At 71.3% G+C, this 22230-nt stretch carries 22 protein-coding genes; 10 read left to right on the top strand and 12 right to left on the bottom strand.

Annotated elements, in window-relative coordinates:
• Nucleotides 1-13 precede the first annotated feature (13 nt).
• The 8 genes from ACIHFB_RS14940 to ACIHFB_RS14905 all read right to left on the bottom strand — a co-directional run bounded on the left by ACIHFB_RS14940 (nt 14) and on the right by ACIHFB_RS14905 (nt 9261).
• Complete coding sequence (locus tag ACIHFB_RS14940; RefSeq protein ID WP_365285756.1) at nt 14-808, bottom strand: alpha/beta fold hydrolase; 795 nt, start codon at nt 806-808, stop codon at nt 14-16.
• Nucleotides 805-1872: an LLM class flavin-dependent oxidoreductase gene (locus ACIHFB_RS14935; protein ID WP_400126974.1), complete on the bottom strand. Its 1068-nt coding sequence runs from the start codon at nt 1870-1872 to the stop codon at nt 805-807. Before ACIHFB_RS14935 ends, ACIHFB_RS14940 begins: the two co-directional genes overlap by 4 nt.
• Nucleotides 1873-1934: 62 nt before the next feature.
• Nucleotides 1935-3422 carry an AMP-binding protein gene (locus tag ACIHFB_RS14930; RefSeq protein WP_400126973.1) on the bottom strand — a complete coding sequence of 496 codons (1488 nt, stop codon included), beginning with the start codon at nt 3420-3422 and terminating at the stop codon, nt 1935-1937.
• Between the two features lie 8 nt (nt 3423-3430).
• Nucleotides 3431-5722 carry a CoA transferase gene (locus tag ACIHFB_RS14925; RefSeq protein WP_400126972.1) on the bottom strand — a complete coding sequence of 764 codons (2292 nt, stop codon included), beginning with the start codon at nt 5720-5722 and terminating at the stop codon, nt 3431-3433.
• 10 nt (nt 5723-5732) lie between these two features.
• The gene (locus ACIHFB_RS14920) at nt 5733-6599 is read right to left on the bottom strand and encodes an alpha/beta hydrolase (protein WP_365285764.1); all 867 of its coding nucleotides are present in this window, start codon (nt 6597-6599) and stop codon (nt 5733-5735) included.
• 63 nt (nt 6600-6662) lie between these two features.
• Entirely contained in the window at nt 6663-7598 is a 936-nt protein-coding gene (locus ACIHFB_RS14915) for a zinc-binding alcohol dehydrogenase family protein (RefSeq protein ID WP_365285766.1), read from the bottom strand.
• 2 nt (nt 7599-7600) lie between these two features.
• Nucleotides 7601-8422, bottom strand: coding sequence for an ABC transporter permease (locus ACIHFB_RS14910; RefSeq protein WP_365285768.1), 822 nt, complete (start codon nt 8420-8422; stop codon nt 7601-7603).
• Nucleotides 8419-9261, bottom strand: coding sequence for an ABC transporter ATP-binding protein (locus ACIHFB_RS14905; RefSeq protein ID WP_365285770.1), 843 nt, complete (start codon nt 9259-9261; stop codon nt 8419-8421). The genes ACIHFB_RS14910 and ACIHFB_RS14905 overlap by 4 nt, the downstream gene beginning before the upstream one ends.
• 243 nt (nt 9262-9504) lie before the next feature.
• Between ACIHFB_RS14905 and ACIHFB_RS14900 the strand changes: the two genes are divergently transcribed.
• The 8 genes from ACIHFB_RS14900 to ACIHFB_RS14865 all read left to right on the top strand — a co-directional run bounded on the left by ACIHFB_RS14900 (nt 9505) and on the right by ACIHFB_RS14865 (nt 15935).
• A complete protein-coding gene (locus ACIHFB_RS14900) occupies nt 9505-10725 on the top strand; it encodes a Rieske 2Fe-2S domain-containing protein (protein ID WP_365285772.1) in 1221 nt (406 codons plus the stop codon).
• Nucleotides 10722-10844 carry a hypothetical protein gene (locus ACIHFB_RS14895; protein ID WP_400126971.1) on the top strand — a complete coding sequence of 41 codons (123 nt, stop codon included), beginning with the start codon at nt 10722-10724 and terminating at the stop codon, nt 10842-10844. The genes ACIHFB_RS14900 and ACIHFB_RS14895 overlap by 4 nt, the downstream gene beginning before the upstream one ends.
• The gene (locus ACIHFB_RS14890; RefSeq protein ID WP_400126970.1) at nt 10841-12151 is read left to right on the top strand and encodes a M20 family metallopeptidase; all 1311 of its coding nucleotides are present in this window, start codon (nt 10841-10843) and stop codon (nt 12149-12151) included. The genes ACIHFB_RS14895 and ACIHFB_RS14890 overlap by 4 nt, the downstream gene beginning before the upstream one ends.
• Nucleotides 12148-13104 carry a catechol 1,2-dioxygenase gene (locus tag ACIHFB_RS14885; RefSeq protein WP_365285776.1) on the top strand — a complete coding sequence of 319 codons (957 nt, stop codon included), beginning with the start codon at nt 12148-12150 and terminating at the stop codon, nt 13102-13104. The genes ACIHFB_RS14890 and ACIHFB_RS14885 overlap by 4 nt, the downstream gene beginning before the upstream one ends.
• On the top strand, nt 13101-13958 hold the full coding sequence (locus tag ACIHFB_RS14880) for an alpha/beta fold hydrolase (RefSeq protein ID WP_365285778.1): 858 nt from the start codon (nt 13101-13103) through the stop codon (nt 13956-13958). Before ACIHFB_RS14885 ends, ACIHFB_RS14880 begins: the two co-directional genes overlap by 4 nt.
• A gap of 170 nt (nt 13959-14128) precedes the next feature.
• Nucleotides 14129-14971 carry an IclR family transcriptional regulator gene (locus ACIHFB_RS14875; protein WP_400126969.1) on the top strand — a complete coding sequence of 281 codons (843 nt, stop codon included), beginning with the start codon at nt 14129-14131 and terminating at the stop codon, nt 14969-14971.
• Nucleotides 14968-15516: a MaoC family dehydratase N-terminal domain-containing protein gene (locus tag ACIHFB_RS14870; RefSeq protein ID WP_365285780.1), complete on the top strand. Its 549-nt coding sequence runs from the start codon at nt 14968-14970 to the stop codon at nt 15514-15516. Before ACIHFB_RS14875 ends, ACIHFB_RS14870 begins: the two co-directional genes overlap by 4 nt.
• Complete coding sequence (locus tag ACIHFB_RS14865) at nt 15513-15935, top strand: acyl dehydratase (protein WP_365285782.1); 423 nt, start codon at nt 15513-15515, stop codon at nt 15933-15935. Before ACIHFB_RS14870 ends, ACIHFB_RS14865 begins: the two co-directional genes overlap by 4 nt.
• Here the strand turns inward: ACIHFB_RS14865 and ACIHFB_RS14860 are convergent.
• Complete coding sequence (locus tag ACIHFB_RS14860) at nt 15904-16884, bottom strand: ABC transporter substrate-binding protein (RefSeq protein WP_365285784.1); 981 nt, start codon at nt 16882-16884, stop codon at nt 15904-15906. The genes ACIHFB_RS14865 and ACIHFB_RS14860 overlap by 32 nt on opposite strands.
• A gap of 133 nt (nt 16885-17017) precedes the next feature.
• Between ACIHFB_RS14860 and ACIHFB_RS14855 the strand changes: the two genes are divergently transcribed.
• Both ACIHFB_RS14855 and ACIHFB_RS14850 read left to right on the top strand, forming a co-directional pair.
• Entirely contained in the window at nt 17018-18040 is a 1023-nt protein-coding gene (locus tag ACIHFB_RS14855) for an NAD(P)/FAD-dependent oxidoreductase (protein ID WP_365285786.1), read from the top strand.
• A gap of 1 nt (nt 18041) precedes the next feature.
• Nucleotides 18042-18362, top strand: coding sequence for a ferredoxin family protein (locus ACIHFB_RS14850; protein ID WP_365285788.1), 321 nt, complete (start codon nt 18042-18044; stop codon nt 18360-18362).
• A 64-nt stretch (nt 18363-18426) separates the two neighbouring features.
• Here ACIHFB_RS14850 and katG read toward each other — a convergent pair whose 3' ends face one another.
• The 3 genes from katG to ACIHFB_RS14835 form a co-directional block, all read right to left on the bottom strand.
• On the bottom strand, nt 18427-20616 hold the full coding sequence (katG, locus tag ACIHFB_RS14845; protein ID WP_365285790.1) for a catalase/peroxidase HPI: 2190 nt from the start codon (nt 20614-20616) through the stop codon (nt 18427-18429).
• Between the two features lie 33 nt (nt 20617-20649).
• Nucleotides 20650-21093: a Fur family transcriptional regulator gene (locus ACIHFB_RS14840; RefSeq protein ID WP_365285792.1), complete on the bottom strand. Its 444-nt coding sequence runs from the start codon at nt 21091-21093 to the stop codon at nt 20650-20652.
• 170 nt (nt 21094-21263) lie between these two features.
• The gene (locus ACIHFB_RS14835) at nt 21264-22229 is read right to left on the bottom strand and encodes an FAD-binding oxidoreductase (RefSeq protein ID WP_365285794.1); all 966 of its coding nucleotides are present in this window, start codon (nt 22227-22229) and stop codon (nt 21264-21266) included.
• Nucleotide 22230 lies beyond the last annotated feature (1 nt).

Here is a 22230-nt window from a genome sequence, read left to right as displayed (position 1 = left end):
GGGCTGCCGCGCGTCAGCCCCGCGTCGTCCATTCCAGGACCACCTCGGCGAACTCCTCGGGCAGTTGCTCCGGGACGGGGACATGACCGCCGGACAGCACCCGGGTCTCACAGCCGAGTGCGGCGGCGAACTTGTCCAGGCCGGGCAGCGAGTAGTGGTCGCCGGGGGCGCAGACGGCGAGGGTGGGGGCGGTGATGTAGGGCAGACGCTCGTCCATCGTGTAGCGCCGCACCGCCTCATGGCCCTCCTCCACGCGGTCCAGCACCGTCAGGGCGTCCACCATGAAGCGGTTGAGGGCGGCTTCCTCCCCCTGCCGGTAGAAGTCGCGGCGGTGGTTCCACAGTTCGACGAGGTGCGAGCCGTCGGGCCGCGGGACGACATGGTCGATCTGCTTGCGCTCACCCGCCGTGCGCCGCTTCTCCTCGTCGATGAAGGGCGTGGCGGACAGCAGCAGACCGGCGACCCGTTCCTGATGGCGGGCCGCGAGCTCCACCGCGATCACGCCGCCGGTGTGGTGCCCGACGAGGTGGAAGCGCTCCAGCCCCAGCGCCTCGATGAGGGCGTCCGCGGCATCGGCGAACTGCTCGATCGTCTGCGGGCCCTCGGGTTTCGCGGAGGCGCCGAAGCCCAGGGTGTCCATGGCGATCGCCCGCCGCTCGGCGCCGACCAGCGGCAGCACGTCGAGGTACTCGGTCCATGACCGCGGGGTCTGATGAAGCATCAGCACGGGCTCACCGGTGCCGCATTCGACGTAGTGCAACTGCCCGAAGGGACTGGGCGCGTAGCCCTTGTGCAGGGTGTTCGTCATCGGTTGCCTGCCTTCGCCAGGAGGGGGACGGAGAGCGCCGGGAGTACGTGCGAGCCGACGGCCTCGATCAGTTCGGTCGGTGGGTCGTAGGAGCCGACGTGCTGGAGGAACACCCCCGTGACCCCGGCGGAGCCGAGGGCGCGAAGCCGTTCCGTGATGTGCTCGGCGGTGCCCAGCAGGCAGAACTCCTCGGCGAATCGGACGGCCGCCTCGTCGCTGATCCAGGCCGAGCAGATGTCCACGGCGGCCGGCCAGTCCTCGGCGTGCACGAGATCCGGGTAGACGCCCTCGACGGACGCGGGAACGTCGACGTCGATCCCCGCGAGGGCGAGGAAGGGTGCGCCGCCGTTCTGTGCGATCGAGGCGCAGATCGGCTTGAGCAGCCGGGCCTCGGCCTCGATGTCGTCCGTCACGGCGCAGAACGCGGAGACGGTCAGCGGGAGTTCCCCGGCCTGCCGCCCCGCGGCCTCGGCTCCCTCGCGTACGCGCGCGGTGGCGCTCCGGAGCGTCCTGGGCGAGACACCGCTGAGCAGGATCACGCCATCGGCGATCTCGCCCGCGAGCCGCAGGTTCCTCGGCCCGCTCGCGGCCAGATGCAGGGGCACCTCGGGGCGGGGATCACGCAGCCGGGACACGGCTCTGCCGTCGAAGTCCCACTCCTCGCCGTCCAGCAGCGCCCGCAGCATGCTCAGCCCCGTACGCAGCTCCGCCGAGCGGGTCTGCCGCAGGCCGACCGGGCCCACCGAGCTGTTGCCCACGCCGAGGCCGAGGGTGAACCGGCCGGGTGCCAGCTCCGCCACGCTGCGCGCCGCCGAGGCGACGACCGCCGGGTGCCGGGTCGCCAGGTTGGTGACGGCGGTGCCGAGCCCGATCCGCTCGGTGCCCAGCGCCGCGACGGCCAGCGTGGTGAAGACGTCCCGCCACAGCAACTGGGAGTCGGGGAACCAGACGTCGTCGAAGCCCAGCTCCTCCGCACGGCGTACGGTTTCGAGCACACGGTCGGCTCGGTCGCAGGGCGGTACGCGCACCCCGACACGCAGGGGGGTGTGTTCGGGAACGTTCATGGGCGTGGAGCGTAGGCGCGGCTGCCGGGCCGGCCCACGGAAACGGTCCGGTGAACGGGATGTCAGGGCCTTGCCGTCGAACGGTCCCAGGTACGGGCGGTCACACCCCGTGCGCGCAGGGCGGCCTTGCGGATCTTGCCCGTCTCCGTGAGCGGCAGGGCCGGGACCGTCTCGATGTACCGGGGCACCGCGAACGCGGGCAGCTCGGCCGCGCAGTGCCGGGCCAGGTCGGCCGGGTCCAGCACGCCGCCCGGCCGTGCCACCACCGCCACCATCACCTCGTCCTCGGCCAGTTCGGAGGCCACCGGGAAGGCGGCGGCCTCCACGACCGCCGGATGGGAGCGGACAACCGACTCGACCTCGCGGGAGGAGATGTTCTCGCCGCGGCGCCGGATGACGTCCTTCACACGGTCGACGAAGCGGAACCAGCCGTCGGGTTCGCGGACCACCCGGTCGCCGGTCCGGCGCCAGGACTCGGAGGACTGCGGCGGCTCGTCCAGGTAGCCGGTCGAGAAGGCGTACAACTGGTGGCTGCGGACGAGGAGTTCGCCGGGTGTTCCGTCCGGGACCGGGGCCAGGGCCTCGTCGACCACCTGCGCGGAGAAACCCGGGCGCAGGGTGCCGATGTGTCCTGGCCGGTACTCCTGAGGCGTCGACCCGATGACCAGGTTCGTCTCCGTGGAGCCGAAGCCGTCGACGAGGGTGACACCGAAACGGTCCCGGAAGGCCTCCCACGCGACGGCGGGCGTCGCCGGCGACAGACCGCACCGCACCGAGTGCGTGCGGTCGTACGGCCCCGGCGGCTGCGCCAGCAGCATGGGCACCATCGCGCCGAGCAGGTAGACGACCGTGGCCTCGGCCTCCACCACCTGCGACCAGTACCGCGAGGCGGAGAACCGCCCGCCGACGGTGCAGCTCGCGCCCACCGTCATGGCGTGCGCCAAGGTGTTGAGGGCGTTGGTGTGGAACAGGGGCAGACAGGTGTGGAGCGTGTCGTCGGCGGTGAGGCGCAGGGCGTCCGCGACGTTGTGGCCCCACCACGCGAACTGGGCCTGCGGACAACGCACTCCGCGTGACGTCCCGGTCGTGCCCGACGTGAAGAGGACGGCTGCGGTGTCCTCCGGGCGCAGCCGGGTGGGCGGAAGCGGGGCGGTGACACCGGGCGTGGGTACGTCCGTCCCGCCCGCCACCCACACGGCGCCACGGTGCCCCGCCTCGACCGCACGCCGAGCCGACTCGGCGTCCGCGTAGAGGAACTGGGGCCGGGCCTCGTGCAGCACATGCCGCAGCGACCGTCCGCGCAGGGCGGTGTTCAGCGGGACCACGACCGCGCCGAGCCAGGCGCAGCCGAGGATCAGGTCGACGAGTTCGATCCGGTTGGAGAGCAGCGCCGCGATCCGGTCGCCCGGCCGGCAGCCGTGTGCCGCGAGCGCCCCCGCCATGGTGGCCGCGGCCTCGCGCGTCTGGGCGTACGTCCGTGTGGTGTCGCCCAGGCGCAGGAAGACCCGGTCGGCGTACTTCTCGGCCGCCCGGTCGACGAGCTCCGCCACCGTCACACTCAATGCAGCACGCCTGCCTCACGCAGCCGTCGAAGCCGCTCGGGCGGGATGCCGGCCACCTCGCGCAGCACCTCCTCGGTGTCGGCACCGAGCAGCGGAGCGGGCCTGCGGATCCCGCCCGGTGTGCGGGTCAGCCGGATGGGCACGCCCTCCTGGAGGAAGGGCCCGGCGGCCGGATGCTCCACGCGGACGTAGAAGCCGCGCGCTCTCAACTGCGGGTCGTGCTCGACGAGTTCACGCCCGTCCTGGACCGCACCGGCGGGTATCCCGCGCTTCTGCAACAGCTCGGCGGCGACATCCGCGGGCAGGGTGCGCGCCCACTCGCCGAGTACGCCGTCGACCAGGGCGCTCTCGCTCCGTCGCCCCGCTGCCGTCAACAGCCGTTCGTCAGCGGCCAGTTCGGGGCGTCCGACGACCTCGCACAGGCGGCCCCACTCCTCGTCCGAGCGGACACTGACGGCCAGCCAGCGGTCGGCGCCCAGGCTGCGGTACACGCCCTGTGGGCTCCACTGAGGATGAGCGTTGCCGATCGGGGGTCGGGCCGGCGTCAGCAGACTCGTCCCCATGTGGGCCGCGATGGCCTCCAGTTGGGACAGGTCGATGTGCTGTCCGCGCCCGGTCTCCGCCCGGTGCTCCAGTGCGGCGACCGTGGCCAGCGCACCCTGGAGCCCCGCGACGATGTCACCGTGGCCGTAGATCACGCCCACCACGTCGTCCGGCCCCCAGCCCGTGAGCCCGGTCAGCCCACCGGCGGCCGAGACCGTGTCGGCGTACGACACCCAGCCGGCCCGCGGCCCGGTGTGGCCCATGCCCGACATGCTGACGTAGACGAGGCCGGGGTTGAGCTCGCGCAGCGTCTCGTAGCCCAGGCCGAGCTTCTTCATGACCGTGGCGCTGAAGTTCTCCACGAGGACGTCGCAGGACGCGATGAGCTCGCGCAGCACGGCCACGCCCTCCTCGGTCCGCGTGTCCAGCGCGATGCTGCGCTTGTTGCGGTTGACCTCGTTGAAGTAGCCGTTGGTGTTCGGGTCCGTGTGCGGGCCGCGCGAGAGGTGCATGAAGGGCGCGAACCGGGTGGGGTCGGGGCGCCGCACCGACTCGACCTTGATGACGTCGGCGCCGTGGTCGGCGAGGACCTTGGTGCAGTACGGGCCGGCCAGCACCCAGGTCAGATCCAGGACCCGTACGCCGTCCAGGGCGGGTACGGCGGGGGAGTCGGCCGGGACCGGTCGCACCGTGCGGGGTTCGTCGAGCAGCCCTTGGTCGGCTCCGGGGGCGGGCACGGTGAGGGAGGTGACCCTGCGGCCCTCCGGGAAGGCGAAGGGGAAGCCGAGGTCGGTTCGGCCGTCGACCTCCGTAAAGAAGTCCCGGGCGGCCAACTGCGGGTTGTCCGGCAGTTCGTGCGGCAGATCCACGGCCGCCCAGGGCAGCTTCCTGGCCTGGGCCCGCTCCGCGAACTCGGCCTTCGGCCAGGTGCCCACGAAATCCTGGACCACCTTGAAGACGTACTCCTGGTGCGTCTTTCGCTCCACGGGGTCCTGCCACCTCGGCTCGCCGAGATCGGCCTCCGCGCCCTCCTCGCGCAGCCACTCCAGCAGCGCGTCCCACATCCGGGGGCTGCCGCCGAGCCCGCCGCCGAGGAATCCGTCGGCGGCCCGGAACAGCCCGTGCGGGACCAGGGGATGGACGCGTCCCGGACGCGGCGGCACCCGGTCCTCGTGCAGATAGGCGAGGGTGCCCGCCTCCAGCGCGGCCGCGACGCACGCCTGCGCGGAGACGTCGATCAGCTGCCCCGGACCCCGGCGCCGCGCCCGCAGGCCCAACTGGACGGCGATCGCCGCGTTCACGCCCGCGAGGTGTTCGGCCTGGTTCTCGGGCAGATGCAGCGGCGGGCCGTCCGGGTCGCCGACCTGCGCGAGCATTCCGCCCGTCGCGGCCACCACGAGATCGCTGCCCTGCCAGCCGCTGCGCGGCCCGACGAGCCCGAACGGGGTGACGCGGACGTGCACGAGGTGGTCGAGCCCCTCCGACTCCACCCCTTCGGCCGTGCCGTCGAGCACGGCGTCCGCGCCCGCCAGCAGCCGGTGCAGCCCGGAGGCGTCCTCGACGGTCACCGAACGCTTGCCGGCGTGCCAGTGCGCGAAGGCGTGAGCCTCGGTGCCCTGTCGGTCGGGGTCGCCCTGCGGGGGCTCGACCAGCACCACCTCGTGGCCGAGACCGACCAGCAGGCGGCCGGCGAACCGGGTGAGCGGGCTGGTCAGTTCGACGATCCGGGGGGTTGACGCGCTCACATGTCCTCCGTCAGCCGTGCCGCTGATTCAGGAAACCCGTCACGGTGGCGTGGTAGTCGTACGGCCGTTCCTCCTGCGGGTGGTGGGACGCCTCGCTCATCACATGCAGGTTCCCCCGCGGGATCATCCGCGCCAGCATCAGCGGATAGTCGGGGGTGAGGAAGGCGTCGTACATGCCCCACAGGAAGAGCACCGGCGCGGCGATACGGCCGAGTTCGTCGGTCAGGTCCTGCCAGTCGCCGCGGGGGTTGTCGGACGCGCCGGCGAGTGCGGTCTCCTCGGGGTCGAGGCTCTGTTCGTAGCGCAGGGTCACGGTGCCCTCGGGGACGGCGTCCGGGTCGTACCACTCCAGCCGGGCGATCAGCTCCCGCATCTTCTGCCGGGACGGGCCGGTGCCGCCGTAGTAGATGTCACGGGCGTTGCGTCCGCGGCGGCCGCCCTCGGGCAGCGGGGCGAGCGGGCCGTGGAAGACCGGCATGCTGCCGGTGATCACCAACGACCGTACGCGCTCGGGGTACTTGGCGGCCAGGTTGAGCGCGATGGTGCCGCCCCAGGAGTTGCAGACGAAGTCGGCGCGCTCCACGCCGAGGGCGTCCAGCAGGGCCACCGTCCTGGCGGCGTGGTAGTCCCACATGGGGCCCTCGATGACGGGCTTCGCGGACTTGCCGTACTGGAGGATGTCGACCAGGAGGCACCGGCGGTCCTCGGCGAACAGCGGCGCCACCTGACCGAAGTCCGACCAGCCGGTGCAGCCGGGGCCACCGCCGTGCAGGAAGACGGTGGGGCTGCCCTCGCCCAGCTCGATGTAGTGGTACTTGACGCCGTCCGCCTCCGCGAAGGCGCCCTGCGGCGGGGCCTGAATGTCCATGAGATCCATGTCTCCGATCGTCTCGGGGAGGTTGTGTCCGCCCAAGCGAACCGGTCCGCTCAGCGGGCCCGTTCAGGCGAAGGCCAGGACGACCTTGCCGAGGGCCTCCCCGGTGCGCAGCCGTGTCACCGCCTCGGCGAGCCGGTCGGGGGAGTGCCGCTCGATCGGCAGGGTCAGCTCGCCCGCGCTCAGCTCCGCCAGCAGCCGTTCGGTGTCGGCGGCGACCTCCCGGCCGCGCGTCATCAGGTTCACGGGCAGCAGCGCCACGTCGGCCAGCAGGAAGTCGGCGAGATCCACGCCGAACTCGCGGCCGGCGGTGTAGCCGACGAGGGCGGCACGGCCGCGCGGGCGGACCAGGTCGAGGGCGTCCCGCAGCACCGGCCCGCCGACGGTGTCGATGAGCGCGTCGACCTGTCCGCCCACCGTCTCCGGGGACAACTCGGCCGCCAGCACCGCCTTGGCGGGCGCGGGGACATGGTCCAGCTTGGCCGGCCGGCCGACCACACCGACCACCTCGGCCCCGGCCCGGGCGGCGACCTGCACCGTCAGGGCGCCCACCGCGCCCGCCGCCCCGGTCACCAGAACCCGCTCTCCCGGCCGTATGGCGGCGACGGAGTGCACGGCCGCCCACGCCGTGCCGGCCGGAGAGAAGAAACCGCACGCCAGCGCGGGATCCGTGCCCTCCGGCACCGGCGTCACGGCCGCGTCCGGCACCACGGCGTGCTCGGCCCAGCAGCCGTCCCGCCGCAGCCCGACCCCCTTGCCGTTGACCCTGACCAGGCTGCCCTCGGGGTGGGTGTCCGAGGACAGGACGACACCGCTGCCGTTGGTGCCCGGCACGACGGGCAGATCCGGGAGGATCCCGAACCTGCCGTCCACGATGTTGAGATCGAGGTGACCGACCTGCGCCGCCAGCATCCGTACGACCGTGTGGCCGGGGCGGGGCGAGGGCTCGGGCCGCTCGACCGGCCGGGGCAGGGTGCCGAACCGCTCCAGAACCAGGGCCATGCTCACAGCTTCACTCCGTATCGGCTCAGGGCACGGGACGCGACGATCCGCAGCACGCGGTCGAAGACGAACCCGAGGATGCCCAGGGTGATGATCCCGACGAAGACCCAGTCGATGCGGCCGTAGTTGCGGGAGGTCCAGATCAGCGCGCCGAGCCCGACCTGGGCCGCGACGATCTCCGCCGACACGATGGTCAGGAAGCTGTTGCCCATCGCGAGCCGTGCGCCGGTGATGATGTGCGGCACCGTCGACGGCAGGACCACCCTGACCAGGATCTGCCGGCGGCTCGCACCGAGGCTCGCGGCGGCCCGCAACTTCGACTCGCTCACCGCCATCACCCCGGCACTCGTGTTCAGGATGACGATGAAGACCGACGTGTAGAAGATCAGGACGACCTTCGAGGACTCGCCGATGCCCAGCCACACCACGGCCAGGGTGACGAAGGCGATCGGCGGGATGAACCGGAAGAACTCGATGTACGGCTCCAGGAGCTGCCGCACGATCCGGATCTGCCCGACGAGAAGCCCCGCCGGTACGCCCACCAGCAGTCCCAGTCCCCAGCCGATCAGGATCCGGCGGCTGGAGGCGATGACCGAGTTGGTCAGCGAGCCGTCGCTCGCCAGATCGCGGGCCGCGGACAGGGTCTGTCGCGGAGAGGCGACGAGCGAGGGGCCGTAGTGCATCGCCAGCAGCTGCCAGACGGCGATGCCGAGGACGATGGAGAGGGCGTACATGCCGATCGTGCGCAGCCTCAGCCGGGCGGTCCGCGCCGTGCGGCGTTCGGTGCGCGGTTTCGGGGCGGTGTCCACGGTCACGGTCGTCATCGGTCCTCCTCGGGGTCGAGCCCCTGGTCGCGCAGTGACTTGCGCACCTCTTCGCCGATGTCCTCGCGCAGGCTGTGGCGCAGTTCGGCGGCGGTCGGGTCGGTCACGTCCCGGGGCCTGGGCAGGTCCACCGGGTAGACCGACTTGATCGACCCGGCCGGCCCCGCGGTCATCACGGCGATCCGGTCGCCGAGCAGGATCGCCTCGTCGATGTCGTGCGTGACGAACACGACGGTGCAGCCCGAGACGCGCCGGATGCGGTCCATCTCCTCCTGCATCACCTGCCGGGTCTGCGCGTCCAGCGCCCCGAACGGCTCGTCCATCAGCACCACGCTCGGCTCACCCGCCAGCACGCGCGCGATCTGCACCCGCTGCCGCATACCCCCGGACAGCTGGCCGGGGAACCGGTCGGCGCAGTGCCGCAGCCCGACCAGCCCCAGATACTCGTCGGCCAGCGCCGACTGTTCGGCACGGGACCTGCCGCGCATCCGGGGGCCGAACACGACGTTCTGCCGGACGGTCAGCCAGTCGAAGAGCGCCTCGCTGCTCTGGAAGACCATGCCGAGTTCCGGATCCGGCCCGGTCACCGGGGCGCCGTCGACGGTGAGGTTGCCCGCGTACGGCTCGACGAACCCGGCCAGCGCCGACAGCAGCGTGGACTTGCCGCAGCCGCTCGGCCCGAGCAGACAGAGGAACTCCCCGGCGGCGATGTCGAGCGACACCCCCTGCACGGCGTGGAAGGAGCCGAACCGGATGTCGACCTCCTCGACACGGACGGCCGCACCACGCGTCCCGTCCGTCCGGGTGGGCATCGGGTCGGCCTGGATGGCCTTGGTCATCACGATCCCTTCGTTTGCCGGGTGCCGGCAGGCCGGCGGCGGCGTGCGGGGCCTGGAGCTTCGAACCGTAGAACGGGGCGCCGTGCGCGGGCACGGGAGCGGTCCGGTGAGCGGGACACCCCGCCTTCGGATGCCGCCGGATGCCACCCGGTCTGCTCAGCGGAACAGGTCCGTGGCCGGACCCGGTGCGACGGCCGAAGCTCTACGCCATGTTCCGACGACGGCAGCAGGAGGTCGCGCACGATGACGACGGGTGAGAGCTCGGCCGCCCCCAAGAGGACGGGCCGGACGGGGCGCGGCACCACGGGGCAGCCCGGTCGGCAGGACTGGACGTCATGGCCCCACTACGACGCCGCGGGCTCAGGCTTCCGCGGCTACTGGTACCCGGTCACCTGGTCCAGCCACATCACCGGAAAACCGCTCCCGTTCACCATCTGCGGCGAGAAGATCACGCTGATCCGGGACGGCGGCACGGCGTACGCGCTCCACAACCGCTGTCCGCACCGCGGCGTACCGCTCTCCGAGGGCGACCAGCAGTTCCCCGGCACCGTCAGCTGCCCGTACCACGGCTGGACCTTCGACCTGCCCACCGGCAAGCTGGCCGCGGTCATCACCGACGGGCCGGGCTGCCGGCTCACCGGCAAGGTCTCGGTGCGGACGTATCCCGTCGAGGAGCGCCTCGGCATGGTGTGGGTCTACATCCCCCTCGCCGACGAGGAACCCCACCCCATCGACACACAACTGCCCGAGGAACTCGTCGGCAACGGCTTCGTGATGGGCGGCCGGATCGAACCCCGCGGCGGCAACTGGCGCTTCGCCTGCGAGAACGGCTTCGACGAGGGCCACGCCAAGTACCTGCACCGCACGGCACTGTGGCGGCTGTTCAAGCCGATGCCGACCTGGAACATCACCCGTGTCGTGCCCCAGGGCAGATGGATCTTCCGTGTCCAGGACGAGGTCCACTGGGAGGCCGACTTCCCCGGCGTCGGCCACTGGTCCAACAAGCGCTGGTGGAAGAAGCAGCCGCCGAAGGAGACCTTCAACATCGGCAACACCGGCAAACCGGACAAGGTCGACCCGGTCATCGAGGCCCAGGAGTTCCCCGGCTTCGCGTCCCTGTCCATGCCGGGCGTGCTGCGCATCGCCTACCCGAACTTCATCCACTACGAGTTCTACGTCCCCGTCGACGCCGACCACCACCGCTATGTCGGCGTGATGGTCAACTTCACCGAGGGCTGGCAGACGCTTCGCTTCTACGCCAAGTACCTGGGCGCCATCCGCTGGCTGTTCCACGGCCAGTTCTCCGGCCAGGACGCCTGGATGGTCGACGTCACCGACGCACCCCCGGAGAAGCTCTACCGCCCCGACATCTCGCTGACCGCCTGGCGGAACCTCAGCGAGGAGGAGTACGGCAAGAAGCTGGCCGCGACCGGCGCCAACCCCCCTGCTGAAGAGAAGGCATGACCATGGGCCGCACCCTGCTCACCCTGCTGGCCGGGGCCGCGATCGCCATCGGGCTCCCCCTGGCCAAGAAGCGCTTCGCGCGCACCACCATGACCCAGGTCCACAGGATCAACCAGTGACCGGCGACGGACTCGCGGGGCTCGACACCCGGCGGCGCGCCTGGACCGAGGAGGCCTGGCGGCATGTCACCGGCGACCGACTGCGCGAGCTGATCACCGGGCTCGTCGACATCCCGAGCCCGACCGGAGACGAGGCCCCACTCGCCGCGCACATCGCCGACACGCTGGGACGGCACGCCGTGGTCCAGCCCCTCGACGACCGGCAGGCCAACGCCTTCGCCCGCCTGCGCGGCGACGGCACCGGCCCAGACCTCATGCTCTACGCGCCCATCGACACCCTCACCGTGGGGGAGGAGAGCGAGGACCTCCCCTGGATCGGCCCGGAGCTGCGCGCCGACATGCGCCCCAAGGCCTCGGTGGACGGCGATCTGGTCACAGGTCTCGGCGCCTCCAACCCCAAGGGCCACGCCGCCTGCGTGATGATGGCCGCCGAGGCGATCGCCCGCGCCGGCCTGCCGCTCACCGGCGATCTGGTCGCGGCGTTCGGCGCGGGCGGCATGCCCACGAACGCCCGCTCGGGCAGCTCGAGGCTCAACACCGGCCAGGGCGTGGGCTGTTCTTTCCTCCTGGAGCAGGGCGTGTGGACCGATTACGCCGTAATCGCCAAGCCCGGCTGGACGGTCTCGTGGGACGAGGTCGGTCTCGTCTGGTTCGAGGTCACGGTCCACGGCACGCACACCTACGTCGGCTCACGCCATCGCCTGCCGTACGACAACGCCATCGCCCGCGCCGGCGAGGTCGCCCGGCATCTGGAGGAGTGGTTCGTCGAGTACGCCGAGCGCCACACCGCCGGCACCGTCGCACCGCAGGGCATCGTCTCCTCCGTGCGGGGCGGCTGGCCGCGCATGGCCGCGGTCACTCCCGCCGCCTGCACTCTCCGCGTGGACCTGCGCATCGGCCCCGACACGACGCCGATGCAGGCCAAACGGGAGTTCCTCGCCGCCCTCGACAAGCTGCCGGGGGACGTCACCGCCGAGCTGGTCCTGGCCATCCCCGGCACCCGGACCGACCCGGACAGCTGGATCTGCCGTACGGCCATGGCGGGTTGGGAGGCCTTCGAGGGCCGGGCGCACGAGGTGATCCCGGGCAACAGCGGAGCCACCGACGCCAACATCCTGCGCGGCCGCGGCATCCCCACCGTGCGGGTCGGCATGCCGAAGGTCACGGACGCGCCCTTCGAGATCGACTTCGCCCGGGGGATGAACACCGTCTCCGTAAGCGCCATGGAGAAGCTGACGCGCCATCTGGTGCGTACGGCGGTCGACACCGTCACCCGCAGGCGCACTGAGCTGGAGGAACCCGTATGACCGAGATCGTCCTGGGTGTGGGCGCGTCGCACAGCACGCTGATGAACACCCACTGGGACCAGACCCTCCACAAGGACCGGGCCGAGCGGTTCCGGGACGCACTGAAGGCCGCGCGCGACGAACTCGCCGCCGCCCGGCCCGACACCGTGATCCTCGTCGGCTCCAACCACTTCCGCGGCTTCTGGCTCGACCTCATCCCCAGCTTCACCATCGGCGTCGGCGAATGCGTCGCGAGCGGGGAGTCCGGCACCCCGAAGGGCCCCCAGCCGGTGGATGTGCCGCTCGCCCGTCACATCGCGGGTTCCCTGGTGGAGAGCGGGCGGTTCGACGCGGCCTTCTCCGCCCGCCTCCAGATCGACCACGGCCAGTCGCACGCCATCCAGTACCTCCTCGACGGCCTCGACGTCGAGATCGTGCCGCTCGTCGTCAACGTCTTCGCCCACCCGCTGCCGACCCTGGAGCGCAGCGAGCAACTCGGCCGTGCCATCCGGGAAGCCGTGCTGGCCTTCCCCGATGACCGCACGGTGGCCGTGATCGGTTCCGGCGGCCTCTCCCACCGGCTGCCCTGGCCCGACTGGCGCGAACCGCACGGCGACGACGAGGAGTTCATGGTCGGCGCCTGGCTCGACGGCCGGGAGAACTGGCAGGACTACGACGCCCGGCGCCGCGAGATCATCCGGGCCGCCGAGGCCGCCCTCAACCCCGAGTGGGACGACGAGTTCCTGACCCTCGTCGAGCGCGGCGAGACCCGTCGTATCACCGGCCTCACCACGGAGGAACTGGAGAAGACGGCGGGCAACGGCGCGCAGGAGATCCGCACCTGGCTGCTGATGGCCGCGCTGCTCGACCATGTCCCCGGCCGACGGCTGGCCTACGAGCCGATGCCCGAGTGGCTCACCGGGATGGCCGTCGCCGTCCTGGACCCCGCACACCCCGAGGAGAGGAACGCATGAGCATCTGGACCGAACTGTCGGGCATCGACTACCGGCATGCGTACGTCGAGACCGGTGGCTTCAGGACCCGCGCCCTGCAAGCGGGTCCCGAGGACGGCGAGCACGTCGTGTTCCTGCACGGCACGACCGGACACCTCGAAGCGTTCGTACGGAACATCCCGGCGCACGCCTCGGCCGGCTACCGCTGCCACGCCATCGACATGCTGGGCCACGGCTACACCGGCAAGCCGGACCGACCGGGCGAGATCCCGGCGTACGTCGAGCATCTGATGTCGTACCTCGACGCCGTGGGCGCCGAGCGGGCGCACCTCGTGGGCGAGTCGCTGGGCGGCTGGGTGGGATCCTGGGCGGCGAGCGAGCATCCGGACCGGGTCGCCTCCCTCCAGCTCCTGTGCATGGGCGGCACGAAGATCAACCCGCAGGTGATGGAGCGGCTGAAGACCTCGACGCGGGCCGCCGCGCTGGAGGACGACGTGTCTTTCACCCGGGAGCGGCTGCGGCTGCTGTGGGCCGAGTGGGACGACGACCTCGGCGAGGAGCTGACACAGGTCCGCTACGAGATCTACCACCACCCCGACTTCCAGCGGAACCTGCACAATCTGCTGGCCCTCCAGGAGGTGGACACGCGCGAGCGCAACCTGCTCCGGCCGGACCGGATGGCGCGCATCAAGGCGCCGACCCTGGTCGTCTGGGGCAACAAGAACCCGTTCGGGGACGTCCCGGAGGCGGAGGCCATCACCGCCGCGATTCCCGGCGCCCGGCTGGAGCTGTTCAACGGGTGCGGGCACTGGCCGCAGCACGAGAAGGCGGACCGCTACAACCCGCTCAGCCTGGCCTTTCTGGCCGAAGTCTGACCCTCCGGGCCGTGGTCATCACGAATTAACAACCCCACCCATGGCCCTGATCAGGGAATCCGTGATTCCGTGAGGGGATCGGATTCAGCCAAGAGCCGCGTTCTGCGAAAGGCAGTTGTCAGGCACCGACAGCAGCTGGAAGGCAACGGATCGACCGGGAGGTTCTTCCCATGACCGTCACCACCGTCGGCCGCGCCGGCACCCTACCCGCCGTACCCGCCGTACCCGCCGTACGCACCGTGTCCGGCTCGGCGATTCCCCGGGAAGCGGTTCCCGGCCCGGACCCGATGAACTCGGTCCTCGGCAAGGTCAGACCGATCCTGGAGGCGTTCACCGCAGAGGACGACAGCCTCTCCCTCGCCGAGCTGGTGCGCAGGACCGGCGTCGCGAAAGCCACCGTGCACCGGCTCGCCCAGGAGCTGGTGATGTGGGGACTCCTGGAGCGGGCCGGCTGCGACTACCGGCTCGGGCTGCGCCTGTTCGAGATCGGCCAGCGCGTGCACCGCCAGCGCATCCTGCGCGAGGTGGCCCAGCCGTACATGGAGGACCTGCTGCTCGCCACCCAGGAGACGATCCACTTCGCCATCCACGACAGCCTCGACGTCGTGTACCTGGAGAAGATCTTCCCGCACCGCGGGCTGAACGAGGAGTCCCGCGTGGCCGGCCGGCTGCCGCTCTACTGCACGGCCACCGGCAAGGCGATCCTGGCCTTCTCCCCGCCCGCCCTGTTCGCCGAGGTCGTCAGGAACGGGCTGAAACCCTTCACCCGCCACACGGTGACCCTGCCGGGGCGGCTGCGGGCCCAGCTGGAGCGGATCCGGGCGGAGGGCGTCGCCCTGGAGGCCGAGGAGATCCGCCTCGGCTACACCAGCATGGCCGTGCCGGTCTTCAGCCGCCAGGACACGCTCGTGGGCGCGCTCTCCATCACCGCGCCCACCTACCGGATGGACCCCCCGGGCCACGCCGTCGCGCTGCGCGCCGCGGCACTCGGCATCAGCCGGTCGCTGCGGTGAGCGCGGCACTGGACGAGGTGCTCGCCCGGGCACGGAAGCTGATCGGGGAGTGGGAGAGCGAGGACTGCGGCGTCCTGAGCGTGAAGGAGTTCTGCCGGTACGCCGCCGCCCTCAACGACGGCGACTACATCCGCCGGGCCCGTGCGCAGGAGGCCGCCGGGGAGACCGTCGTCGCCCCGCCCCTCTTCCTCGCCGGAACGCTGAGCTGGCTGGACGGCCCGACCGAGGAGGCCCTGCAGCGCGACGGGCTCGCCGCCCGCGAGGCGCCCTGCACCGACGGTCTGCCGGTACGCCATGTGCACGGCGGCCAGTCCGTCCGGCCGGGCCTGCCACCGGTCGCGGGCACCCGGGTCACCGCGGCCCGGGCCATCACCTCCGCCGACCGACGCAGCGGTCGGTCCGGAGAGTTCGTGCTGCTCGGTGTCACCACCCGATTCACCTCGGATCACGGAGAGGACCTCATGGCCATGGACGAGACGATCGTCGTCCTCGACCTGCCTGACACGGTTGCCGACAGCGACGAGGGCAGCGGGGCCGCCGCGTGAGTGCCCCCACAGCCGGACAGATCTGCCCGCCCCGCACCTACTCCCACAGCCGAGTGCAGCTCTTCCGGTTCAGCGCCGTGTCCTGGAACTCCCACCGCATCCACTACGACGCCGAGTTCGCGGCGTCCGAAGGCTTCCCGGATGTCGTCGTCCAGTCCACCCTGCACGGCGAGAGCGTCACCCGGTACGCCCTCGACTGGGCCGGGCCCGAAGCCGAGCTGGCGTCGGTGAGCTGGCGCAACCGGGCCACCGCCGTGGCCGGTGAGCCGCTCACCTGGACCGCGACGGTGCGCTCGGTCGAGCCCGGCGACGACGGAGCCCGGGTGACGCTGGACGTCTCCGTCCTGAAGGACGACGACGTGCCGTGCGTCACCGGGCACGTCGAACTCACTTGGCGTGCTGCTCGTACCAGCCCTTGAGCAGGGTGGTCTTGAGGTCCGGCGACTGCTTGAGCAGTTTCCGTTCGAGGAAGAAGTCGACGATCTTCTGCGACGCGGCGATGTCCGCGTCGGTGATGCCGCGCGCGGCGAAGTTGATCTCCGGCAGCACCTTCACCGTCTGGTCCTCGGGCAGCTTGACCTGCTTGTTCGACGCCTTCGCCGCCGCGGCGGGGTCGTCGGTGACGAGCTTGTCGGCCTCCGCCACCACCTTGAAGATCTTGCCGGCGACGTCTTCGTTGTCCTTGAGCCAGCTCTGGTCGGCCAGCACCCACTGCACGTACCTCACCCCGAAGTCACCGATGCGCCCGGCGATGTGACCGCCGGCCGCGTCACCGCGCGACGCCCACGGCTCGTAGAGGATGTAGCCGTCGATGGAGCCCTGCTCCAGCATCCCGGGGATCTCCGGCGGCGAGCTCTCCAGGATCTTCACCGAGTCCGGGTCGATGCCGTTGTGCAGCAGGTACTGGTGCGTCGAGTAGAGGCCGAGGCCGCCGATCGCCGCCATGGTCTTGATCTGCTTCGGTGAGTCGATGCCGTCCCGCAGGACGACCTTGAGGTAGCGGTCGGAGGACTGGAAGACGCCGAGGGCCCGTAGGTCGGGGTTGGTGACCATCAGTGGCAGGGCGGAGGAGTCGGAGTTCAGCGCGATCTGCGCGGTGCCCGCCGACACGGCCTCCGACGCCGCCGGACCGCCCTCGGTCTTCACCAGTTCGACGTTGACGCCCGCCTTGGTGAACATGCCGCGCTCCACGGCGAGATAGAGGGGAGCGTACGAGGCGTCGACACCGAGGGCGAGGCGTACCGTCGGCTTGCCCGCCGCCGACACCCCCGCCGAGTCGGTCGTCCCCGCCGTACAGGCCGTGGTGAGAGCCAGTGCCGCGCAGGCGGCGATGAGGGCGCTTCTGGTGCTGGTTCGTGCTGTCTGCATGTCCGCACTCCTGGGGCCGGAATTCTCGTGCCGCAGACGCTCCCAGCCGTTGCGCGGTCCGCTAAGCGACATGTCCTGCTCACCGGAACGAACCCGTGGGACGGGACCATGGACGGCTCCTACTCTCCCGGCCATGAGCCTTCTCACCGACGTGCCGACGAGCACGGACGAGTCGCGCACGCTGCACACGGACATCCTGATCGTCGGCGCCGGACCCGCGGGCCTCTACGGTGCCTACTATGCAGGCTTCCGCGGCCTTCGTGTCGCGGTCATGGACGTGCTGCCCCAGTGCGGCGGCCAGATCAGCGCGATGTACCCGGAGAAACCGATCTTCGACATCGCCGGCTTCCCGGCGGTGCGCGGCCGCGACCTGGTGGCGAACCTCGTCGCCCAGGCCGAGCCGTACGGCCCGCGCTACATCCTCGGTGAACGGGCGGCGGAGCTCACCCACGGACCCGACGGCCTGCCGGTCGTCCGCGGTGACCGGGGGACCACGGTCCGGGCCGGAGCGGTCGTCGTCACCGGCGGTGTGGGCACGTTCACGCCCCGGCCGCTCCCGGCCGGCGAGGACTACCTGGACCGCGGACAGGTCTACTTCGTTCCGGAACCCACGGCGCACACGGACCACGACGTCGTGGTCGTCGGTGGCGGCGACAGCGCCTTCGACTGGGCCGCGACCCTCGCCCCGCTCGCCCGCTCCGTACGTCTGGTGCACCGCACCGACCGGTTCCGCGCGCACCGGGCGAGCGTCGAGAAGGTCCGCACCCTCGGCATCGAGATCATCACCGACTCCGAGGTGAGCGCCCTGTACGGGGAGTCGCACGTCGAGCAGGTCGAGATCCGGCACCGTACGACGAAGGCCACCCGGCTGCTCCCGGCGCGCACCGTGGTGGCCGCCCTCGGTTTCATCGCCGACCTCGGCCCCCTGAAGGACTGGGGGCTGACCCTCCAGGCCCGGCGGATCGCCGTGGACACCCGCATGGCCACCAACCTGCCCCGGGTCTACGCCGCCGGGGACATCACCGATTACCCCGGCAAGGTCCGGCTCATCTCCGTGGGCTTCGGCGAGGTCGCCACCGCCGTCAACAACGCCGCCACCGCCATCGACCCGGAAGCGGCGCTCTTCCCCGGACACTCCACAGAGAAGGAGAACTGACGTGGCCTACGTCATCGGCTCGGCCTGTGTCGACATCATGGACCGTTCCTGCGTCGAGGAATGCCCCGTCGACTGCATCTACGAGGGCGAGCGCAAGCTGTACATCAACCCGGCCGAGTGCATCGACTGCGGTGCCTGCGAGACGGCCTGTCCAGAGCAGGCCATCGCCGTCGACCGGCTCGCCGACCCCGAGCACCGGGCCGACAACCGCCGCTTCTTCGACGAGCCCCTGCCCGGCCGTGACGCCCCGCTGGGCGAGCCGGGCGGGGCGACCGGCCTCGGCCCCGTCGGCGCCGACACCGCACTGGTCGGCGGACGATGAGCGCCCGAAAACACGGCAGCCAGGCCGACCACACGGGCCGGCCCGGCTGCCGTACTCAACGGGTTCAGACGTCGAACCGGTCCAGGTCCATGACCTTGGCCCACGCCGCGACGAAGTCCTTGGCGAACTTCTCCTTGGCGTCGTCGCTCGCGTAGACCTCGGCGAGCGCACGCAGCTCGGAGTTCGAGCCGAAGACCAGGTCGGCACGGGTGCCGGTCCACTTGACCGCGCCGGAGGCGACGTCACGGCCCTCGAACTCGTCCTGCGCCTCGGACGTCGACTTCCACTCCGTGCCCAGGTCGAGCAGGTTGACGAAGAAGTCGTTGGTCAGGGTGCCCGGGCGGGCGGTGAGAACGCCGTGCTTCGACTGGCCCGCGTTGGCGCCGAGGACACGCAGACCACCGACGAGGGCGGTCATCTCGGGGGCACTCAGCGTCAGCAGGTTCGCCTTGTCGGTCAGCAGGAACTCGGCCGGCAGGCGGTTGCCCTTGCCGACGTAGTTCCGGAAGCCGTCGGCCTTCGGCTCGAGCGCGGCGAACGACTCGACGTCCGTCTGCTCCTGCGAGGCGTCCACACGGCCCGGCGTGAACGGCACCTCGACCTGCACACCGCCGGCCTTGGCCGCCGCCTCGACGGCCGCGGAGCCCGCGAGCACGATCAGGTCGGCCAAGGAGACCTGCTTGGCGCCGGCCGCGTTGAAGGACTCCTGGATGCCTTCGAGCGTACGGAGCACCTGCGAGAGGTCGTCCGGGTTGTTGACCTCCCAGCCGCGCTGCGGCTCCAGGCGGATACGGGCGCCGTTGGCGCCACCGCGCTTGTCGCTGCCACGGAAGGAGGAGGCCGAGGCCCAGGCCGCGGAGACGAGCTGCGGGACGGACAGGTCAGAGCCGAGGATCTGCGTCTTGAGGGACGCGATGTCGGCCGCGTCGATGACCTCGCCCGCACGCGCCGGCAGCGGGTCCTGCCACAGCAGCACCTCGGAGGGGACCTCCGGGCCGAGGTAGCGCTGGATCGGGCCCATGTCGCGGTGCGTCAGCTTGTACCAGGCGCGGGCGAAGGCGTCCGCGAGCTCGTCCGGGTTCTCGTAGAAGCGCCGCGAGATCGGCTCGTAGATCGGGTCGAAGCGCAGCGCGAGGTCGGTGGTGAGCATCGTCGGGAGCTTCTTCTTCGACGCGTCGTGCGCGTCGGGGATGATCGCCTCGGCGTTCTTCGCCACCCACTGGTTCGCACCGGCCGGGCTCTGGGTGAGCTCGTACTCGAACTCGAAGAGGTTCTTGAAGAACCCGTTGCTCCACTGGGTCGGCGTGGTGGTCCAGGTCACCTCGAGACCGGAGGTGATGGCGTCGCCGCCCTTGCCGGTGCCGTAGCTGCTCTTCCAGCCGAGGCCCATCTGCTCCATCGGGGCGCCCTCGGGCTCGACGCCGACGCTCTCCGCGGGGCCCGCGCCGTGGGTCTTGCCGAAGGTGTGGCCACCGGCGATGAGGGCGACGGTCTCCTCGTCGTTCATCGCCATCCGGCGGAACGTCTCACGGATGTCGCGGGCCGCGGCGATCGGGTCCGGGTTGCCGTTCGGGCCCTCCGGGTTGACGTAGATCAGGCCCATCTGGACCGCGCCCAGCGGGTCCTCCAGCTCGCGGTCACCCGTGTAGCGCTGGTCGTCCAGCCAGACCTGCTCCGGGCCCCAGTACACGTCCTCGTCGGGCTCCCAGACGTCGGCGCGGCCACCGGCGAAGCCGAAGGTCTTGAAGCCCATCGTCTCCAGGGCGACGTTGCCGGTGAGGACCATGAGGTCGGCCCAGGAGATGGACTGGCCGTACTTCTTCTTGACCGGCCACAGCAGACGGCGGGCCTTGTCCAGGTTGCCGTTGTCCGGCCAGCTGTTGAGGGGGGCGAAGCGCTGCTGACCGGCGCCCGCGCCACCGCGGCCGTCGCTGATGCGGTACGTACCGGCGCTGTGCCAGGCCATACGGATCATGAGCGGGCCGTAGTTGCCGAAGTCGGCGGGCCACCAGTCCTGCGAGGTGGTCAGCACCTCCGCGATGTCCCGTTTCACGGCCGCGAGGTCGAGGCCCTCAAAGGCCTCGGCGTAGTCGAACTCCTCGCCGAGGGGGTTCGCCACGGCGGGGTTCTTGGCGAGGATCTTCAGGTTGAGGCTCTCCGGCCACCACTGGCGGTTGCCTCCACCCTGGGTCGGGTGCGCGGCGCGCTCGTGCGCCACCGGGCACTTGCCTTCTGTGGCGTTGTTCTCAGACATGGGAATCCTTCCGGACGGGGTGGATCTTGGTGCTCAGGAGCTGCTGCTTGTGGTGGTGGAACAGGCGGGGCACAGGCCCCAGTAGATGACCTCGGCCTCGTCGATCGAGAAGCCGTGGTCCTCGGACGCGGTCAGACAGGGCGCCTCGCCCATCGCACAGTCGACATCGGCGACGACCCCGCACGTCCGGCAGATGACGTGGTGGTGGTTGTCGCCGACGCGTCCCTCGAACCGGGCCGGGCTGCCGGCCGGTTCGATACGCCGTATGAGTCCCGCCCCGGTGAGCGCGTGCAGGCCCTCGTACACCGCTTGGAGGGAGACATGGCCGACGCGATCACGGACCCCGGAGGCGATCGCCTCGACCCCGAGGTGATCACCGTGCCGAACGGTCTCGAGCAGCGCGACGCGGGCGGCCGTGACCCGCATTCCGGCACCGCGCAGCTCATCGGCCGTGCTCGGAGTCTGGGATGCGGTCATGCAGCAGAACCTATCCTCAAGAACACGAACGATTCAAGAAAACGAATCGTTCTAATTTCGTGTCGTGTCGGGGCACGGTGGTGGACCGGCCCGCGAAGGAGCGGACCGTCGGCGGCTGCCGATGGTCCGCTCCCCAGGTACTCCTCGGCTGGGGGAGTACGGGGACTGATTCACCGGGGTTCCGGAGCCCCCGAAGCCAGCTCCTCCGCGACCAGGCGCCCCACCGTGGGGGCCAGGGTGACGGCGGAGTGCATGACGGCCACGTAGAGCGATCTGTCCGAGGTGACGTATCCGATCCGCGGTCCGTCCGCCGGCATCGGGCGCAGTCCGATACGGCTGTCCAGCACCCGGCAACCCTCGGCGCCGCGAACTGCCGAACGCAGCGCCCTCACGCCCAGCCCGGCCGTCCCCGGAACGGTCATCAGCAGCCGCCCCTCCCGCACCTCCCGCACCTCGAAGTCCGGCCCCGCGACGATCCCGCGCACCAGCCCCGGCGGCGCCTCCAGCCGCACCAGACAGGCCGGGGACGCGGTGACGGGCAGCTCGATCCCGAGGGGCGCGACCAGCGAGGTGACTTCGGTGCCGGCGGCCAGCACCACGGTCGAGGCGGGATGGAAGCCCGCGGTGGTCGTCACCCCGTCGACCCTCCCGGTGGCGCCCCGCAAGGACACCTCACCCGCACCGAACACGGTCCGCACGCCGAGCGCCCGTGCCCCGCGCACCAGCTCCCCGGTGACCGCGACGGGGTCGACGCCTCCGTCGGACGGGGTGTGCACGGCACGCTCCGGGGGAGTGCGCAGAGCAGGTTCGAGTGACCGGATCTCGTCGCGCCCGACCTCGTACTGGCCCTCGCCCAAGGGCGCGTTCGGCCACCTCAGCGAACCCGTCCAGCGCACGGTGATGTCCGGCAGCTCCGCTTCGAGGCGCCGGTAGTCCGCGAGGACCGAGCCGCGCAGGTCCTGGGCGCGCCCCGGCCAGTCGCCGCCGAAGCCGCCGATCCACGCGAAGGAGGCGCCGGTCACGCCCGCCGCCGGTCCGGGGCCACGGTCGATCAGGGTCACCTCGGCACCACGCCGGGCCAGGTGGTACGCCACCGACGCGCCCACCACTCCCGCGCCGACGACGACGAAGGACATG

Origin of the sequence: Streptomyces sp. NPDC051963 (assembly GCF_044593495.1) — a bacterium.
Taxonomy (GTDB): domain Bacteria; phylum Actinomycetota; class Actinomycetes; order Streptomycetales; family Streptomycetaceae; genus Streptomyces.
This window is presented reverse-complemented; position numbering and strand designations above follow the sequence as displayed.

Bases quoted from the DNA above. Each gene is read 5' to 3' on its own strand.
- ACIHFB_RS14920 (WP_365285764.1), bottom strand. From the start codon at position 6,599: ATGGATCTCATGGACATTCAGGCCCCGCCGCAGGGCGCCTTCGCGGAG.
- ACIHFB_RS14900 (WP_365285772.1), top strand. From the start codon at position 9,505: ATGACGACGGGTGAGAGCTCGGCCGCCCCCAAGAGGACGGGCCGGACG.
- ACIHFB_RS14840 (WP_365285792.1), bottom strand. From the start codon at position 21,093: ATGACCGCATCCCAGACTCCGAGCACGGCCGATGAGCTGCGCGGTGCC.
- ACIHFB_RS14940 (WP_365285756.1), bottom strand. From the start codon at position 808: ATGACGAACACCCTGCACAAGGGCTACGCGCCCAGTCCCTTCGGGCAG.
- ACIHFB_RS14835 (WP_365285794.1), bottom strand. From the start codon at position 22,229: ATGTCCTTCGTCGTCGTCGGCGCGGGAGTGGTGGGCGCGTCGGTGGCG.
- ACIHFB_RS14905 (WP_365285770.1), bottom strand. From the start codon at position 9,261: ATGACCAAGGCCATCCAGGCCGACCCGATGCCCACCCGGACGGACGGG.
- ACIHFB_RS14860 (WP_365285784.1), bottom strand. From the start codon at position 16,884: ATGCAGACAGCACGAACCAGCACCAGAAGCGCCCTCATCGCCGCCTGC.
- ACIHFB_RS14855 (WP_365285786.1), top strand. From the start codon at position 17,018: ATGAGCCTTCTCACCGACGTGCCGACGAGCACGGACGAGTCGCGCACG.
- ACIHFB_RS14875 (WP_400126969.1), top strand. From the start codon at position 14,129: ATGACCGTCACCACCGTCGGCCGCGCCGGCACCCTACCCGCCGTACCC.
- ACIHFB_RS14910 (WP_365285768.1), bottom strand. From the start codon at position 8,422: ATGACGACCGTGACCGTGGACACCGCCCCGAAACCGCGCACCGAACGC.
- ACIHFB_RS14895 (WP_400126971.1), top strand. From the start codon at position 10,722: ATGACCATGGGCCGCACCCTGCTCACCCTGCTGGCCGGGGCCGCGATC.
- katG (WP_365285790.1), bottom strand. From the start codon at position 20,616: ATGTCTGAGAACAACGCCACAGAAGGCAAGTGCCCGGTGGCGCACGAG.
- ACIHFB_RS14885 (WP_365285776.1), top strand. From the start codon at position 12,148: ATGACCGAGATCGTCCTGGGTGTGGGCGCGTCGCACAGCACGCTGATG.
- ACIHFB_RS14880 (WP_365285778.1), top strand. From the start codon at position 13,101: ATGAGCATCTGGACCGAACTGTCGGGCATCGACTACCGGCATGCGTAC.
- ACIHFB_RS14915 (WP_365285766.1), bottom strand. From the start codon at position 7,598: ATGGCCCTGGTTCTGGAGCGGTTCGGCACCCTGCCCCGGCCGGTCGAG.
- ACIHFB_RS14935 (WP_400126974.1), bottom strand. From the start codon at position 1,872: ATGAACGTTCCCGAACACACCCCCCTGCGTGTCGGGGTGCGCGTACCG.